At 49.8% G+C, this 16699-nt stretch carries 16 protein-coding genes; all 16 read right to left on the bottom strand.

The window, feature by feature from the left end; translation table 11 throughout:
- Positions 1-96: 96 nt before the first annotated feature.
- Positions 97-300, bottom strand: coding sequence for a CopZ family metallochaperone (locus SPTER_RS14290; RefSeq protein WP_211367286.1), 204 nt, complete (start codon positions 298-300; stop codon positions 97-99).
- A 46-nt stretch (positions 301-346) separates the two neighbouring features.
- A complete protein-coding gene (locus SPTER_RS14295) occupies positions 347-2773 on the bottom strand; it encodes a heavy metal translocating P-type ATPase (RefSeq protein ID WP_144351010.1) in 2427 nt (808 codons plus the stop codon).
- 70 nt (positions 2774-2843) lie between these two features.
- Complete coding sequence (locus tag SPTER_RS14300; RefSeq protein WP_144351011.1) at positions 2844-3113, bottom strand: metal-sensitive transcriptional regulator; 270 nt, start codon at positions 3111-3113, stop codon at positions 2844-2846.
- A gap of 247 nt (positions 3114-3360) precedes the next feature.
- Complete coding sequence (locus SPTER_RS14305; protein WP_144351012.1) at positions 3361-4590, bottom strand: NAD(P)-dependent malic enzyme; 1230 nt, start codon at positions 4588-4590, stop codon at positions 3361-3363.
- Positions 4591-4678: 88 nt separating this feature from the next.
- On the bottom strand, positions 4679-5971 hold the full coding sequence (locus SPTER_RS14310) for a nickel-dependent lactate racemase family protein (protein WP_144351013.1): 1293 nt from the start codon (positions 5969-5971) through the stop codon (positions 4679-4681).
- 75 nt (positions 5972-6046) lie between these two features.
- The gene (locus SPTER_RS14315) at positions 6047-7354 is read right to left on the bottom strand and encodes an MFS transporter (RefSeq protein WP_144351014.1); all 1308 of its coding nucleotides are present in this window, start codon (positions 7352-7354) and stop codon (positions 6047-6049) included.
- A 103-nt stretch (positions 7355-7457) separates the two neighbouring features.
- Positions 7458-8651: a uroporphyrinogen decarboxylase/cobalamine-independent methonine synthase family protein gene (locus SPTER_RS14320; protein WP_144351015.1), complete on the bottom strand. Its 1194-nt coding sequence runs from the start codon at positions 8649-8651 to the stop codon at positions 7458-7460.
- A gap of 35 nt (positions 8652-8686) precedes the next feature.
- On the bottom strand, positions 8687-9481 hold the full coding sequence (locus SPTER_RS14325; protein ID WP_144351016.1) for a dihydropteroate synthase: 795 nt from the start codon (positions 9479-9481) through the stop codon (positions 8687-8689).
- Between the two features lie 18 nt (positions 9482-9499).
- Complete coding sequence (locus tag SPTER_RS14330; protein ID WP_144351017.1) at positions 9500-10132, bottom strand: cobalamin B12-binding domain-containing protein; 633 nt, start codon at positions 10130-10132, stop codon at positions 9500-9502.
- Between the two features lie 336 nt (positions 10133-10468).
- On the bottom strand, positions 10469-11674 hold the full coding sequence (locus tag SPTER_RS14335; protein WP_144351018.1) for a DUF401 family protein: 1206 nt from the start codon (positions 11672-11674) through the stop codon (positions 10469-10471).
- Positions 11675-11821: 147 nt separating this feature from the next.
- On the bottom strand, positions 11822-12694 hold the full coding sequence (sucD, locus tag SPTER_RS14340; RefSeq protein WP_144351019.1) for a succinate--CoA ligase subunit alpha: 873 nt from the start codon (positions 12692-12694) through the stop codon (positions 11822-11824).
- 30 nt (positions 12695-12724) lie between these two features.
- Complete coding sequence (gene sucC / locus SPTER_RS14345) at positions 12725-13867, bottom strand: ADP-forming succinate--CoA ligase subunit beta (RefSeq protein ID WP_144351020.1); 1143 nt, start codon at positions 13865-13867, stop codon at positions 12725-12727.
- Between the two features lie 18 nt (positions 13868-13885).
- Entirely contained in the window at positions 13886-14443 is a 558-nt protein-coding gene (locus SPTER_RS14350) for a 2-oxoacid:acceptor oxidoreductase family protein (protein WP_144351021.1), read from the bottom strand.
- 41 nt (positions 14444-14484) lie between these two features.
- The gene (locus SPTER_RS14355; protein ID WP_144351022.1) at positions 14485-15318 is read right to left on the bottom strand and encodes a thiamine pyrophosphate-dependent enzyme; all 834 of its coding nucleotides are present in this window, start codon (positions 15316-15318) and stop codon (positions 14485-14487) included.
- Entirely contained in the window at positions 15311-16456 is a 1146-nt protein-coding gene (locus SPTER_RS14360) for a 2-oxoacid:acceptor oxidoreductase subunit alpha (RefSeq protein WP_144351023.1), read from the bottom strand. Before SPTER_RS14360 ends, SPTER_RS14355 begins: the two co-directional genes overlap by 8 nt.
- Entirely contained in the window at positions 16449-16661 is a 213-nt protein-coding gene (locus SPTER_RS14365; RefSeq protein ID WP_144351024.1) for a 4Fe-4S dicluster domain-containing protein, read from the bottom strand. The genes SPTER_RS14360 and SPTER_RS14365 overlap by 8 nt, the downstream gene beginning before the upstream one ends.
- Positions 16662-16699 lie beyond the last annotated feature (38 nt).

Consider the following 16699-nt stretch of genomic DNA (forward strand, 5'->3'; position numbering starts at 1 on the left):
AGACCAGAGCATTGAGCTTTCTATAAATTCTGGGGGTAAAAAAATACGCAAGCGCCTGAAAATCAGGTTCTTGCGTATTGGCAGCCGGTTATTCAATTACACTACGTCAAAGCCGGTATCTTCGACCGCCTTAACCAGTGCCGCCCGGTCAGCAGTGCCGGTGACCAGTGCTTCCTTTTTGGCCAGGTCAACACTGGCGCTTATAACGCCGGGAACAGCCTGCAGGGCCTTTTCCACACTCATTTTGCAATGTCCGCAGGACATTCCCTCAATTTTCAATATCGTTTGTTCTTGGCTCACAACCTCACCTCCCCTCGCACCGGCTTACACCAAACCCAGCCCGGCCTTAGGGCTTATAGGGGTTAAACCGTTTCAGTCGCAGGGCATTGGTAACCACCGATACCGAACTGAAGGCCATGGCCGCACCGGCCAGCACCGGTGACAGAAACCCGGCTGCCGCCACGGGAATACCTAGTGAATTATAAACCAGCGCCCAGAACAGATTCTGTTTAATGTTCCGCATCGTTGCCCGGCTTAAACGGATAGCCGCCACAATTCCGGTCAGGTCGCCCCGCATGAGGGTAATATCGGCCGCCGCAATCGCCACATCGGTGCCGGTCCCGATTGCAAAGCCCACATCGGCCGTAGCCAGCGCCGGCGCATCGTTTATGCCGTCACCAACCATAGCGACAATCTTGCCTTCCTGTTTTAGCGCCGCAACCTTTTCCGCCTTATGTTCCGGCAATACCTCAGCCATAACATTGGTTATGCCGACCGCGCCGGCGATGGCCCGGGCGGTCCGGCTGTTGTCCCCGGTTATCATCCATACTTCGATACCCATGTTTTGCAGCCCGGCCACCGCTTCGGCCGAATTCGCTTTCACAGTGTCAGCCACCGCAAATAACCCGCTGAGCTGGTTTTCCAGGGCGAACAACATGACTGTCTTGCCCTGAAGCTCCAGCTCTTCCATTGGCCCGATCGCGCCGGCAATATCAATCGCGTTGTCCTGCAGCAGTTTCCGGGTGCCTACCAGAATTCTCTGCCCGTCAACGGTAACCTCGACCCCGTGCCCCGGTATGGCCGTAAAGGAGGCCGGATCTTCCGGCACAAGCCCCTGCTGTTTGCCATAGCTGACAATCGCCTGCGCCAGGGGATGCTCGGAGTTTTTCTCGGCCCTGACCGCCAGCTGCAGGAGCGTCGCCGCATCCAGACCGGCCATGGGTATAATATCGGTAATTTCCGGTTCCCCTTTCGTGATGGTGCCGGTTTTATCAAGGACAATGGTTGTCAGCCGGTGGGCATGCTCTAAATGCTCGGCCCCCTTGATCAGAATACCATGCTCGGCGCCTTTGCCGGTGCCCACCATAATGGAGGTCGGCGTGGCTAGGCCCAGGGCACAGGGGCAGGCGATAACCAGCACGGCCGTAAAATTAACCAAGGCCCGCGAAAAATTGCCGGCGTCCAGGAGGAAGAACCAGGCGGCAAAGGTTAGCAGCGCTAACCCGACGACAGCCGGCACAAAATAGGCCGACACCACATCGGCAAAGCGCTGGATGGGCGCCTTCGAGCCCTGGGCCTCTTCGACAATCCGGACAATCTGGGCCAGGGCCGTATCTTTGCCGACCTTGGTAGCCTCAAATTTGAAGGTGCCTAATTTATTGATGGTGGCACCAACCACCTGGTCACCGGCCTTTTTATCAACAGGCAGGCTTTCGCCGGTCAGCATCGATTCATCAATTGTCGATGTCCCGTCCACAATCACACCGTCGACCGGCACTTTTTCCCCCGGGCGCACGACAACAATATCACCGGTCAGGACCTCGGCAATGGGAATGTCCAATTCCCGGCCGTCGCGCACCACCCTGGCCGTCTTGGCCTGCAGCCCCATGAGCGCCTTAATCGCCTCCGAGGTCCGCCCCTTGGCCGTCGCTTCCAGCAATTTTCCTAAAATAATCAGCGTGATCAAAATAGCCGAGGTTTCAAAATACAGATCCGGGTCCTGGCGCAGCACATTCGCCACACTGTAAAAATAAGCCGCCGAGGTGCCCAGTACTACCAGGACATCCATATTGGCACTGCCATTCTTCAGTACGATATAGGCGCCCCGGTAAAACTGCCAGCCGGCAATGAACTGAACAGGCGTAGCCAATACCCATTGCAGGTAGGGATTCATCAGGAAATGGGCAACGCTGTCCATTACCCCCAGCATATGCAAAACCATAGCCAGCAGCAGCGGCAGGGAGAATACGGCCGCCACCAGCAGCCGCAGGCGCTGTCTGGTTACCTCGGCCTCCCGGGCCTCCTTTTCCCTGTCGACCGCGGCGGTATCGGTTAGATCATGCGCGCCAAACCCCAGCTGCTCGATCTTAGCCTTGATATCGGCGATGCCGCTAACCCCCGCATAATATTCTACCGTTGCTTTTTCCACCGCCAGATTAACAACCGCGCTGGTCACCCCGGGCAGTTTGCCCAGGCCTCTTTCTATCCGGCCGGAGCAGGCGGCGCAGGTCATGCCGGTAATCTTTACCTCCACCTTGTCCCTGACCACCTGATAGCCCAGAGCTTCAATCTTGTGCACGATTTCGCCCAGGCTGGTCCGGGAACTGTCATAGGTTACAGCGGCCTTCTCCGTCGCCAGGTTAACCGCCGCCTTTTCCACCCCCGGCAGCTTGGCGAGCCCCCGTTCCACCCGGCCCGAACAGGCCGCACAGGTCATCCCACCCACCTTTAAAAACACGGTTGCCAGCGGCAACGACGCCTTGGCCTCAGACATTATGCCTCACTCCCCTGCTTGTAGTTCTTCCCCTGCCGCTTGGGCAGAATATACACCGGCACGATCCGGCTTACTTTGTAAATTTGGATAAAACGCCCATTAATTCATCGATGGCTTCCTCAGTACGGTCTTCCCTGATGGCATTGACCACACAGCTCTTCGTATGGCTCTCAATCATAATCAGGGCAACCTGATTGAGGGCCGCCCTGGCCGCCATAATCTGCTGCAGAACCTCCACACAATAGCGGCTCTCATCAATCATTTTCTCAATACCGTTGATTTGGCCGCTGATCCGCCGCAGCCTTTTTTTTATATCAATTTTTTCTTTATCATCCAGCATACAGACCCTCCTACTATACCCCCGTATAGTATATATTTTAATCCGGCTGCAATATATTGTCAATACTTTGATAGTATTCCCCGGCCGCGCGCAAAAAAGAGTAAGCAGCCATCCCCTGATTTTCAGGTGCAAGGCTGCTTACTCTCATTTGAACTTGCCAACCGTGTCCGCCTGCCAAAGCCGGCACTACGGCTTATCCCGCTGAACAGACCTCACTTCAATTACCGGCCGGCAGCGCCGCCGCCTCTTATTGGCCCAGTTTCACCCGGGCGGCAGTTTTGGCTCTCACGGTCTCCGGATCAACGGTAATTCTGGCAACGCCTGTTGCCATAGCCGCCCGCGCCACTGCGGCAGCCACGGCCGGAGCTACCAGGGGATTAAATACGTTGGGAACAACATAGTCCTCACTCAGTTCGTCCGCAGGGATGATATTAGCGATGGCGTATGCCGCCGCCAGTTTCATCTCCTCATTAATCTGCCGGGCCCTTACGTCCAGGGCACCGCGGAACAGCCCTGGAAAAACTGAGGAGTTGTTGACCTGGTTCGGCGCATCCGACCGTCCTGTTCCGGCCACTTTTGCCCCGGCAGCTTTGGCGTCGGCGTAATAGACTTCCGGGACCGGGTTGGCCATTGCAATTACAATTGAGTCTTTCGCCAGGCTGCCTATGATTCCCCCGGTAAATACGCCGGGAGCTGAAACACCGATCAGAACATCCGCCCCGGCGGCAATCTCCGCCAGCGTTCCCTGCCGCTTGTTTTTGTTAGTGTCTTTCGCTAATGCAGCCTGTACCCGGTTTAATCCAGGCATTCCATCATAGAGTGCTCCCCCTATGTCCACCATAGTAATGTTCCGGGCACCGGCATTGACCAGTATCCGGCCGATAGCCGTGCCGGCCGCCCCGGCGCCATTAACCACAATACTAGTGTTTGCCAGGTCTTTTTTTACAAATCTTAATGCCCCGAGAACGCCGGCAAGAGCCGCAATTGCCGTACCATGCTGGTCGTCATGAAATACGGGAATATCCATTTCCTTTTTCAGACTGTCTTCAATATCATAGCATTTAGGCGAAGAGAAGTCTTCCAGATTGATCCCCGCAAAACTGGGTTCCAGCAGCTTTATTGTCGCAATAATTTTTGCCGGGTCTTTCGTGCCGAGACAGATGGGTACGGCATCTACGTCGGCAAAGGTTTTATAGATTACACTTTTGCCTTCCATCACCGGCATGGCGGCTTCCGGCCCGATGTCACCAAGACCAAGAACGCGGGTGCCGTCGGAAATAACCGCAATCATGTTGCCGCGGCAGGTATACTCAAAAGAAAGCTCTTTGTTCTGCTTTATTTCCCGGCAGGGTTCTGCAACCCCGGGCGTATAGGCAATGCTGAGGTCATGCATGTTTTTAAGCGGCATCTTGCTGCTAACCTGTAATTTGCCCTGATGCTCTTTATGTGCTTTTAATGCTTCTTCTCTGATATCCATGTACATTCCCCTAACTTTGTTTAATTGCGGCCCTGCACCGCCGCTATTACCTTTACCCTTTCAACAGCTTTCATCCAATACCTGTATGCTAATCGCCGGTGTTGCCGCACTTGCTTTTATTGATTAAGGGCACGGTGATGCTTCCCATTGGCATCAGAATGATGCGCGGCTGTATCAAATTAAATTTATTTACAGCAAGCTCCATCGCCTCCTCCATGTCCCTGGCCGGCGTGAAAAGCAGCAGTCTGGCAAGCTCCGGCAGCATGGAGGAAACTAAAATAAAGTGCGCTTTTTTCATTAGCCGGGTAACTGCATAGGCCTTATGCGCGCCTATTTGAAAATCAGCTTTAACAGCGGCTTCCACCTGTTCGGGCGTCGTATATTTTTGCATAGTTTTTTCGTAGATTGCCGAACCGGAGCCTTCTGCACATTCGCCAAGGATAATCACCACGCCGCCCTCCCTCACCGCGCACCAGGCATTATCCATGGTCTTCTGCAGCTGATATACATTAATATCCTTAGGATAGCCGCCACAGGAAGCAATAACTAAATCAGCCTCTTTCTCCACGGGAACCCCATAGACGCCGTTTACAAACTCACAGCACTCCCGGTGCGCCTGAATATAGTCACCGGCAAACACTTTTAAAAACTCTTTTTTTTCGTTTAATACGACATTAAGCAGGAAGGATGGCCGGCACATTTCCGTTCCTTCCACCTGGTCATGGTATATGGGGTTGCCGTCCAGTTTACCGATCACGGCATTGGCGTCCAGCATCAAGCTATGATTTTTGCGAACAGTTTCGTAGTGGGCGACACCCGGCAGCATGGCTTTGCGACCGCCGCCGAAACCGGCAAAAAAGTGGTGTACCACACTGCCTGTACAGATAATGTGATCGGCTTCCACAACCTTGTTGTTAAAATAAACAGGCGTCCCATAGGAAGTAGTCCCAAAATACCGGAACTGACCTGCATCCCGGCAATCACTGTTATACAGCCTCACCCTTTGCGACACTGAGCTGCCGACTTCACCAACCATCTCTTCTTCGGTCATCAGCCGGTGCGTCCCCAGCGCGAACACAATCCACATATCCTGGTCCGGAATCCCCGCGCTGTTAAGCTCATCCAGCAATATAGGCATAAAAATGTGGCTATTGGCTATCCGGGTAGTATCATTAACAAGGAAAACCACGGTTTCACCGGTCTTGACGATATCCCGCAGCGGCTTACACCCGATCGGGTTGCGAATTGCCTCTCTGACAGACTCCGCCGGGTCAGACAGAACCGGACACTGCCTGATATATAGTTCGTCAGTTACCAACGATTCATCAACAGTAAAGTTGACTGTGCCTTTGCCATACTTGTAGGTATATTTTTTTTGCATACTCCAGTACACTCCATTATGTTTTGTCAACTTACCCTCTGGCTCTGACATTAGCAATTCAACTGGGGCAGGTAACTATTTATTTCCGTTCCCTGGCAGCACTACCCGCTCAATGTCCTGCACAATAAACAGATAGCATAGGGCACCAAGCAGCGCCAAAGTTCCTACATATACCAACGCTAACTCAAATGAATTCGTAGCATACAAAATATAACCAATAACGATCGGCGTGGCGATGCTGGCCATCTGACCACAAAAATTGAAAATCCCGCCACTCAATGCCACCATTTCCTTAGGCGAGGTATCACCTACTACACACCAGCCTAGTGCCCCCAGTCCTTTGGAGAAAAAGGCTAGTGACATAATAGCAATAACCACGATCTCTGATTCAACATAGTTGCACAAAATGATACTGCTGGACATAACCAATCCCAAAACGATGATAAACTTTCGTGAAAAGGTAAGGGAATGCCCCCGTTTGAGCAGCCAATCCGACCAGGTTCCGCCCAACACACCGCCGATAAAACCTGCTATAGCTGGAATAGCGGCATAGATACCCACTTTTAAAATGGACATCCCTTTGACAGTGACCAAATAAGTGGGAAACCAGGTCAGAAAGAACCAGGTAATGGTAACCACACAGAATTGAGCAAGATATATCCCGATCATCTGCCGGTTGGTGATCAGCACCTTAACGTTGGCCCAGGTCACCGGGGTTTTTTGTGCGCCGATATCCGCTAAGCCGCCGCCTTGACGGATATGATCAAGCTCTGCCTGATTTACACCTTTATGCTCATGAGGGTCACGGACTACTTTAAACCAGATCAGCGCTATCAGAATTCCCGCAAGGCCGCTGAAATAAAATACATACGGCCAGCCATAGCTTGACAGAATCCAGGCCATCAGCGGAGTAAACGCAGCCAGTGCAAAATATTGGGCCGAACTGAAAATTGCCGTCGCAAAGCCGCGTTCCTGAACCGGAAACCACATCGCCGCAATACGGCTATTGGCGGGAAACGCCGGTGCCTCAAATAGCCCCATAAGAAACCGCAAAACAAATAACATTAGAAAACCGGTTGAAAACCCCTGCAAAAAGGTAAAGATCGACCACATTAACAATCCCCAGCCATAAACCAGCCGCGAACCCCACTTGTCCAATACCAAGCCGCCGGGTATCTGAAACCAGGTGTATGCCCAGCCAAAAGCGGAGAACGCTAATCCCATGGACACTGCATCCATTCCCAGATCCTTGCTGATAATAGGTGCGGCAATGGAAAGAGTTGTCCGATCAACATAATTGAAAGTGGTGACTATAAACAGCATAGCCAACATGACATAGCGGACATTTGTTTTTTTCGTTACACTGTTTCCGGCATTTCCCATATTTAATCCCTATCTCCTTTTTGCAAATATTCTAAAAACATTTTATATTTTGTAACCATTTGTAACAAAATCCTTGTTAAGCCAATTCATGTAATTATACAAATTATGGATTTACCGGTCCGAATTCTTTGGCAATTTTAATAATTCTTTCCAGACGGGAGAACTTCATGGCCGTGGGAGCCGTGTCAGCTATACTTAAAATCAGGTGATCACCCTTGCCCATCTGCAAAAACAGGTCGTCAATAAATTTGTCAAATTCATAGTCAGACATACTGCTTTCTAAAACGGATACAGCCGGAATACCACCCCAGATGGTTATTTGCCCATCAAAGGCCGCTCTGATTTCGGCAAGCGTATGGGAAGTCATGGGCGCCGGACAAATGGAATCGGCAATATCAAATTTAGCCTGTGAATAGTAGGGCAATAAGCTTTTATTTTCCCCGTCTGTATGTGTCATCAGAAATTTACCGCCGGCATGTGCTTTGTCAACCGCGGTCGACAAATATGGCAGTATATGACCTGCAAAAAAAGCCGGCCATGTTATCTGGACATCGTAGTTGGCGCCGGAATAGATCCAGTCAGCCGGACTTTTTATCGTTACATCAAGAACCTGTTCATAATAAGGCGTCATTTGCCCGGCAAGCTTTTTCAACTCTTCTTCATGATCATAGTAAGCATAAAAGAACTGATCATAAGGCATCAACTCATGTAAAATTTCATGCATGGGGGAACCCTGGGCCGCTCTGCCGCAGATTACCCCCAAATCGCCCACATACTCTTTGAATTCCGCAAGATACTCATAATTCGGCTGAATCTCAATATTTTCAAAAATATAGCCAACCGCTTCATAATCCGCAACACTCTTAATCGCCTTTTCCGAAACGTGGGAAATAGTAATGCCCGCCTTACGCATTGATTCATCAAAAACGGTTGCGGTGGTTATATTACCATAGGGTGTAATATATTCGACCTTGGTCGTATCGCCACAGTAAGAAATATTGCGCTTGATGTTGCGGAACGAATGCTTCCACGGCAGTGTGTCTGTGCCCCAAAGCCCCAGCGCCCTGTCAACGATGTCCAGGGAATCACCGTAAATATTGTAATCAGGGATTGCGGTATGATAGCCTACGTCCAAATCCAGCAAAATTTCCTTAAGAGTGGCATTGCGGTATTTGTCAGGCAGGGTACCTTTGGCTTTATTACCCTTGTACCATATATCCAGACGTGGAACCATAGGCAAACGGTCAGTTGGCTCACCCCGCAGGGTAGCTAACATTCTCTCACGGTGTGTCATCATCTTCTCATTCTCCTCTCAGCTTTAAAACAGTCTAATTATCCCAGTTTACCCTCCCGGTAAGCAGCTAAATAATCACAGCAAAATTCGTCGCTTCCCATCAAAGCATTCATACTGTGTATTAAGGCCATCAGCTTTTCATCAAGCGGATCAATAAACAAGGCGTCCATCCCGTTCGCGGTAAGGGCAATCGCATATGCCTGATTTAGTAGCCGCCGCTTGGGTAAGCCAAATGATACATTACTTAATCCGCAAGTAATATGAACCCCCTTTAATTCACGGTGAATGCACTGAACAGTTTCCAGGGCAACCTTTCCCGACGTACTTTCGGTTCCTATCGGTTGAACCATAACATCCAGATAGATGTCATCCCGCTGAACTCCGTCCTGCGTCAGTCTTTCAACCAAGCGGCGGGCTATGACCATCCGCTCTTCAGTAGTAGACGGAATGCCTTGGTCATCCATAACCAGGGCTATAACCCCGGCTTTAGCTTTCTTAATTAACGGTATAACACTTTGATAGCGGGCTTCCTCTGCTGAAATTGAATTCACAATAGGTTTCTGACGCGCTAATGGCAAAGCAGCCTGCAAAGCCAGTACATTGGGACTGTCAATGCAAAGAGGAACCTCGACCGCTTCCTGGACTGTCTCTACCAGCCAGGCAAGCAGTTCCACTTCTTGTGTTAGAAAGGTGCCGGCATTGACGTCAATTACATCAGCCCCAGCCGCAACCTGCTCTAAAGCCAGTTTCTGAACAAACGCCTTATCACGTTTTTCAATGGCTGCCGCCGCACTCGGGATACTGCTGTTCAGCTTTTCTCCAATTATAAGCAAGATGAATTCTCCTTTCGATTAGTTTTCAAATACCACATTGGCTCGCTCGACAGCCATTGCCGCATCACCAGCATAAATATCGGCCCCGATTTCATTGGCAAAGGCCTGGGTAATCGGTGCCCCGCCGACAATAACTTTTATATGAGGATATTTTTCCTTAATGGCTTTGGTGGTATCGCGCATATGCGGCATTGTCGTTGTCAATAGCGCCGCAAGACCAACAAAATCTGGTTTGTGCTCGTCTATGGCACTAATATATTTTTCTGTTGACACGTCAAGTCCCAGATCAACCACTTTATAGCCCGCACCTTCGAACATAATTGTGACGATGTTTTTACCGATATCATGAAGGTCTTCCTTCACAGCGCCAATCACCAGCAGGCCTTTTTCCTTAACTCCGGCCTCTAACAATAAGGGCTTAACAACCGCCATGCCTGCCATCATTGCCCGAGCTGAAATCAAAACTTCCGGGATAAATACATTACCGCTTTTAAATTTTTCTCCAATCTGGTTCATGCCTTCAACCAACCCGTGATTAACAATCGTGGTTACCTCAATTTTTTCGGCAACTGCTTGCTCTGTCAGTGCTTTTACTTTTTTTGCATCATGCTCCCATATCGCACTCCGAATTTGTTCCAGTAATTTTTCCATCCAAATTCCTCCTGATAGTTAATATTGACAAAAAATTTGTTATATTTTCAATATATAGTGAAATTTGATATTTGTAAAACGACTTATTTCGATTTAACTTATCACTATTTAGAATATGTTAGTTAGTGTTGAAAGTAAAAACAAAGACCATCTAATGAAAGTCAAGCCCTAAATCTTATTTTTTACTCTAAAAACAGGCATAACAAGCAGACTATCCCTATATAGTGAGCTTTAATAAGGGGTAGCCTAGGAATATTCCAAGTTTTTCGTAGTGTTAAGCCGCTTTCGATAACCGACCCTAATATATTTGAATCTGCGGTGTTCTATTACATCGCATTAAACAGTTGCTTTGATTGTCAGAACCAACAGCAGGAAAAGAGACAGCATGACAATACTTCGCTGGGATCTCAAAAAATCGGCTTTAAAGTAATCCAGGGTTACCAAGAGGCATAAGTGGGCCGGCGAGAGCATATGTCCAACAAAACTGGCAATATAGGCAATGACAGCTACAGAAACGTTTTGGCTCGCAACGGCGGCAACAAGGGGAAAAGCAATGGCCACAGCCCCTTGTGAGGAACCGGTAAGTAAACCGGCCGTAAAACCGACGATACTGATAACCATCACTACAGGCACACCGGATTGTTGCAGAATCGCTGCCACTTCGCCGATAATTCCGGTCGCTGTCAGTACATATTGAAAAAATAAGATACCGGTTACTCCCCAGAGCAATTTATAGGCAAAAGCATGTTTTAGCATACCGGTTATATTCGCCAAAGGTAAGCGGAGTACCACCGTCATAGCGGCAACTACCAGAAACATAGCTATTGCCGGACTCAGCTTAAAGCCAATCACCATGATTAAATTGGCAATAATCGGACCACCTGCCAGCAATAAATAACGATAACTATGTGCTTGCTCCAGCGGGCTCTCCATTGAATTTGCACTTACCCGACTTTCCAGCGGGTAAATGTAGTAAAACCAGCCAATGAACAGCCATAAACCGGTAACCCAAAGCATATTGGCGATAAGGTTTCCCAACGGCACATTGGCAATATTACTTGCCAACAATAATGCTGGTATAATCGGATTGGTACATTCCCACGAATGCCGGAACCAATAATTAATGGCTGTTTTTCGTTCCTGTGAAAGCGAGTACGGCTTCCCGGCCGCTTCCACCAGCGGCGCAGAAAAAATAGCACCGCCTAAGGACGGCAAAAAGCCTAAAAAAGCCGGCATCAGCGGCAGCAGCACTTTATCACTTTTTAAGAGGACACGGGAAACAGTCATGAATCCGTCAATAATCCCGGTTGTCCGCAGCTGATATTCCAAGCACATAACTAAATATAAGGCGAATAATATTTCCCAGGTGCTTGCGCTGAAAAACAGATTGCCAGCCGCCAGTTCCAAGGTTGACCAGTGTGGTGACGATGTAAGAAATAAAAAACAGGAACCGGCTAGCATCGCATTGCCAAGATTAACTTTTTTCTGCAGGAGAATTACGACAATCCCCAACGTCACCAACATCACCAAAATATGTATCATACTGTTCTCCTTTTTGCTTGCTGTGCCTAATACAACCATGACCGCTTCCCCGGGGAAAGGCGTAATCATATTGCTGCGAGAATAAGCGAATAGACCGCATAAAATACATTTTTCCTTTTTTATACGGCCTACACACTGCCTGCTGCATTATAATACTTGTTTTAACAGTTCGACGATCTGAGCCGGGCTGTCGGCAATACGCACACCAGCGGCAGTCAGGATATCAATTTTGGCTTCGGCGCTGCCCGCGCCATCCGCACCGACAATGGCGCCCGCATGCCCCATTACTTTGCCTTTGGGGGCGTGCCTGCCGGCAATATAGGCTATAACCGGTTTTTTCATGTGATTTTTTATATAGCTGGCCGCTGTCTCTTCATCAGTGCCGCCAATCTCGCCAATCAAAACAATGGCTTTCGTTTGTTCGTCCTGTTCGAACATCGGCAACAGCTTGACAAACGAGGTGCCGGGGATTACGTCACCGCCCACGCCCACGCAAGTGGACTGACCGATCCCGTTCTTGGTCATTTCATTCACAGTTTCATAGGAGTTTGTAGCACTGCGGGACATTAATCCCACCGGGCCTTCGCTGTAAATGCTGTGGTCCATGAACCCCGCCTTGCCTTTTCCCGGCGATATCACGCCAAAGGAATTGGGTCCGACAATCATTAGCTCCTTATGCGCTCGGTTAAGATGATAAAGGGTGCGCATATCTTTGACCGGCACGCCTTCGGCGATTGTAATAACCAGCTTAACGCCGGCGGCAATTTGTTCCAAAATGGCGTCCAGCGTCCGCTGCGGCGGTACGAACAGTACGGCGGCGTTGGCCTCTGTTTCCTTTACCGCTTCTTCGACGGAATTAAAGACAGGTATACCTTCCACCGTCTGGCCGCCCTTACCGGGGGTAACGCCGGCAACTACATTTGTGCCGTATTCCAACATCCTTTTGGTGTGAAAAGAACCCTCGCGGCCGGTAATACCCTGCACGATTAATCTTGTTGACGAATCAACCAAAATACTCACTATCAACACTCCTTACTAACAATCAAGTCATCAGTTTTGCGCTTTTAGAACTTTTTCCGCTGCTTCTTTGATGCTATAACCGATTGTAATATCTGTTCTGTTAGCATCAACCAGCAGTTTCATGCCTGCTTCTTTGTTTGTGCCATCCAGTTTAGCCACAATCGGAACAGGAATTTTTTCAACTGCTTTGATGATGCCGCCGGCGATCTCGTCACAACGGGTTATCCCGCCGAAAATACTGATCAGGATGGCTTTGACGCTGGGATTCTGGGCCAGTATCCGAATGCCCTCGGCCACTCTGTCAGCCGTTGCGCCGCCGCCCAGATCCAGCGCGCAGGCCACTTTGCCGCCTTGCTTCGTAATCCAGTCAACACAGGACATAATCATACCGGAACCATTACTGATGACCCCTACCGTACCGTCCGGCTCGCAATCAATATACAGGAAGTTCACAGCCTTGGCCTGTTTTATCAGCTCGCCGACAGCCATTTCTTCCCGCCAGACAACTAAATCCGGATGACGGTAAACACCGCTGTCATCAATATCTACCTTGGCGTCGGCCGCAATAATGCTGCCGTCCTGCAATTTCATCAGCGGATTAATTTCCACCAGCATGCAGTCATAGTCGTTAAATAGAGCATAAAGAGAAGTTATAACCTCTTTGATCCGTTTCTTAATTTCAGGCTCCGCGAGCTCGGCCTTCCTGAAGATAGCTTCAAAATAGAAGTCTTGCAGACCAATAAGCGGGTCAATGCTAACTTTGGCAATTCTTTCCGGCTGGGTTGCAGCCACCTCTTCAATATCGACGCCGCCATGTTTGCTGAAAATAACCACCGGCATTCTGCTGGCGCTGTCCAGAGTGATTGATAGGTAGTACTCTTCCACAAAAGGAACACATTCTTCGATAAGAATGGCGTCAATTTTACAATCCTTGAGATCCGCCCCTAACAGTTGTCCGGTGAAGCCCGCCGCTGCCTGCGGATTCATGGCCCGTTTCACACCACCTGCTTTGCCCCGCCCGCCGGCCAGAACCTGCGCCTTTACCATGGCGGGATAGGATACGGCATAAGTTTTATCCGGTATTTCGGCAGTGCTATGGATTACAGTGCCTTCCGGTGTTTTAATGCCGCCCTTGTTAAAAAGCGCTTTACCTTGGAACTCATATAATTTCATGTATTTTCACCCCTATAACTACTTCTTTAAAAGTGCTTGCGCTTTTTGATAGCCCAGCGCCAGCGCCCGGCTGTTTTCTTCCTTTGACTTGTTCCCCACCTGATCAACAAGTGCGGCCATGAGGTTTTCCAGTTTCACGTTATTCATGATGCCGTTGATGAAGCCAAGCGAAAGAGTGTTGGTGAATAACTCTCTGCCCATTTCGTTGATGGCGATTTCGGTTAAGGGCGCTGCATATACCTCTATGTCCTGTCTGTGCGGCAGCACATCAATATAGTAGGAATCACAAATAACGATGCCGCCGGCGCGTACATCCTTGACATATTTATCACAGGCTTCCTGGGAAAGAGCTAAAAGTACATCCGGCGCCGTTACATGCAAATGATTGATAATTGCTTTACTGTAAATGACTTCACCGCTGGAAGCGCCGCCGCGGGCCTCGATGCCATACGCCTGGGTCTGAATGACATTGAAGCCTTCCTTAGCCAGGGCATTGCCATAAATTATGCTGGCCAGGACAACCCCCTGCCCGCCAAAGCCGCTGAACCGCATTTCGATCTTATCAGCCTTTATCACAAGTCTATTCCTCCTAGCTTTACTGGATGTCACCGGACGGTTCAGCCCATGGTGATTACGACTTCCGTGTCTTTTTTACGCCTGTCCAACAGCTTGGCATACCTTTCGGTAAGTTCAAGCTTGCGGGTATTGACAAACTCACCGATAACAAACTTTTCCGCCAGCTCTGCCGGCGGCAGTTTTTCCGCCGCGGTTTTGGTAACCACCATATTTTTTATCCGTTCCACCATCTTGGCCGGATCAGCCAGTTTGTTGCGCCGGCCGAATTGTATGGGACAGCTCGTCAGCGCCTCGACAACGGCAAAGCCTTTGTGCTGTAAGGCGGCTTTCATAACCTTATACAGGTTGCCCACATTATAGACATCCCCGCGGGCCACATAGGTGGCGCCGGCGCTGGCCGCCAGTTCACAGGTGTCAAAGCTGGGTTCGATCATGCCGTAGGGAGCCGTTGTCGCTTTGTGCCCAACCGGTGTTGTCGGTGAATACTGGCCCCCGGTCATGCCATATATCTCGTTTCTGAATACAACCGAGGTAATATCAATGTTCCTTCTGGCGGCATGGATAAAATGATTGCCGCCAATAGCCAGGGCGTCGCCGTCGCCCATGAAGACAATGACCTTAACATCGGGCCTGGCCAATTTTATGCCGGTGGCAAACGCCAGCGCCCGGCCGTGGGTAACCCGCAGCACGTTAAAATCCAGATAGGTCGGCGTCCGGCCGGCGCAGCCGATGGCACAGACAATCACCGTTTTGCCGCGGTCCAGCTGCAGTTCGTCGGCTGCTCTTACAAACGCATTGATCACCGTGCCATGGGTACAGCCGGGACAAGTAAACAGGGGAAATTGGTCTTCTTTGATATAATCGCGGCTACTCATTTAAAGCTACCCCCTCAACTACCTTAATGATTTGCTCCGGCATTATTAGCGAGCCATCAAAGATATTCAACTGCCTTATCTCCACGCTGGTATCGACAAGTTCTTTGATTTTGTGTACCAGTTGCCCCCGGTTCATTTCCGGAACAATAACGGTCTTTACCTTTTTCAGCAGTTTCTTAAGAGGTTCGTCAATAAAAGGCCAGATGGTGACCGGCCGGAACAGGCCCACCTTATGCCCCTTTGCCCGGGCGGCTTTTACCGCTTCTATCGCCGAGCGGGACACACAGCCGCAGGCAATGATTAACGTATCGGCGTCTGCGGTGGCAATTTCTTCCCATTCCCAAATGTCTTCTTTGTTCCGCTCTATCTTGCCGTTAATTCGTTCTATGGAATTATGGATGGCATCTTTGGTGAGGCTGGGCATGCCGTCAATGGTATGATGCATGCCGTTAATAACATAACGGTAGTTTTGGTCGTTGCCGAACGGCATCAGCCTTACGACCCCGGACTCATCCGGCTGGTAGGGATGATATTCCTCCGGCGGTACTGCCGGGAGCTTCCTGTTAATAATTTCAACATTCTCATACTCAGCAAGATTGATGTTTTCCCGCATATGGCCAATGGTCTCATCCAGCAGCAGGATTACGGGCATCATATATTTCTCCGACAGGTTGAACGCCCGGATGGTGGTTTTATAAATTTCTTGCACCGAGTTAGGATAAAGGGCAATGGTCGGACAGTCTCCTGACCGGCCGTATTTGGCCTGCAACAAGTCCCCCTGCGCGCATATAGTCGCACCGCCGGTGCTGGGACCGCTGCGCTGAACATCAACAATGATGGCGGGAATCTCGGCCATGGCGGCAAAGGCAATATTCTCCTGCTTAAGGTCAAAGCCCGGTCCGCTGGTACAGGTTAATGATTTTGTACCCATAACGGATGCGCCGATAATCGCCCCCATGCTGGCAATTTCGTCTTCCATCTGGATAAATTTTCCGCCGGCGTCAGGCAGTTCTTCCGCCAGTACTTCCATAATTTCTGAAGAAGGGGTGATGGGATAGCCGGCACAGAACTTGACGCCGGCTTTTATGGCCCCCAGGGCGCAGGCCTGATTGCCTTGCATCAGTTTGTTGTTAGCCATTCGCTTGATTCTCCTTCCCGGTAATCGTTATTGCGAGATCCGGGCACCGGTACTCACACATTTTACAGGCAACGCATTCGTCTTCTTTGTCAATAATCAACTTTTTTTTCTCGGTTAAGGCAAATACTTTTTTCGGACAGTAGGCAACGCAGATACCGCAGCTCTTACACCATTTTGTATTCACACCTACGCTATTTCCGGCCAACTAAATCGCCTCCTAAATTATGTGTACAGTACTATGAA

Origin of the sequence: Sporomusa termitida, from assembly GCF_007641255.1 — a bacterium.
GTDB classification, from domain to species: Bacteria; Bacillota; Negativicutes; order Sporomusales; family Sporomusaceae; genus Sporomusa; species Sporomusa termitida.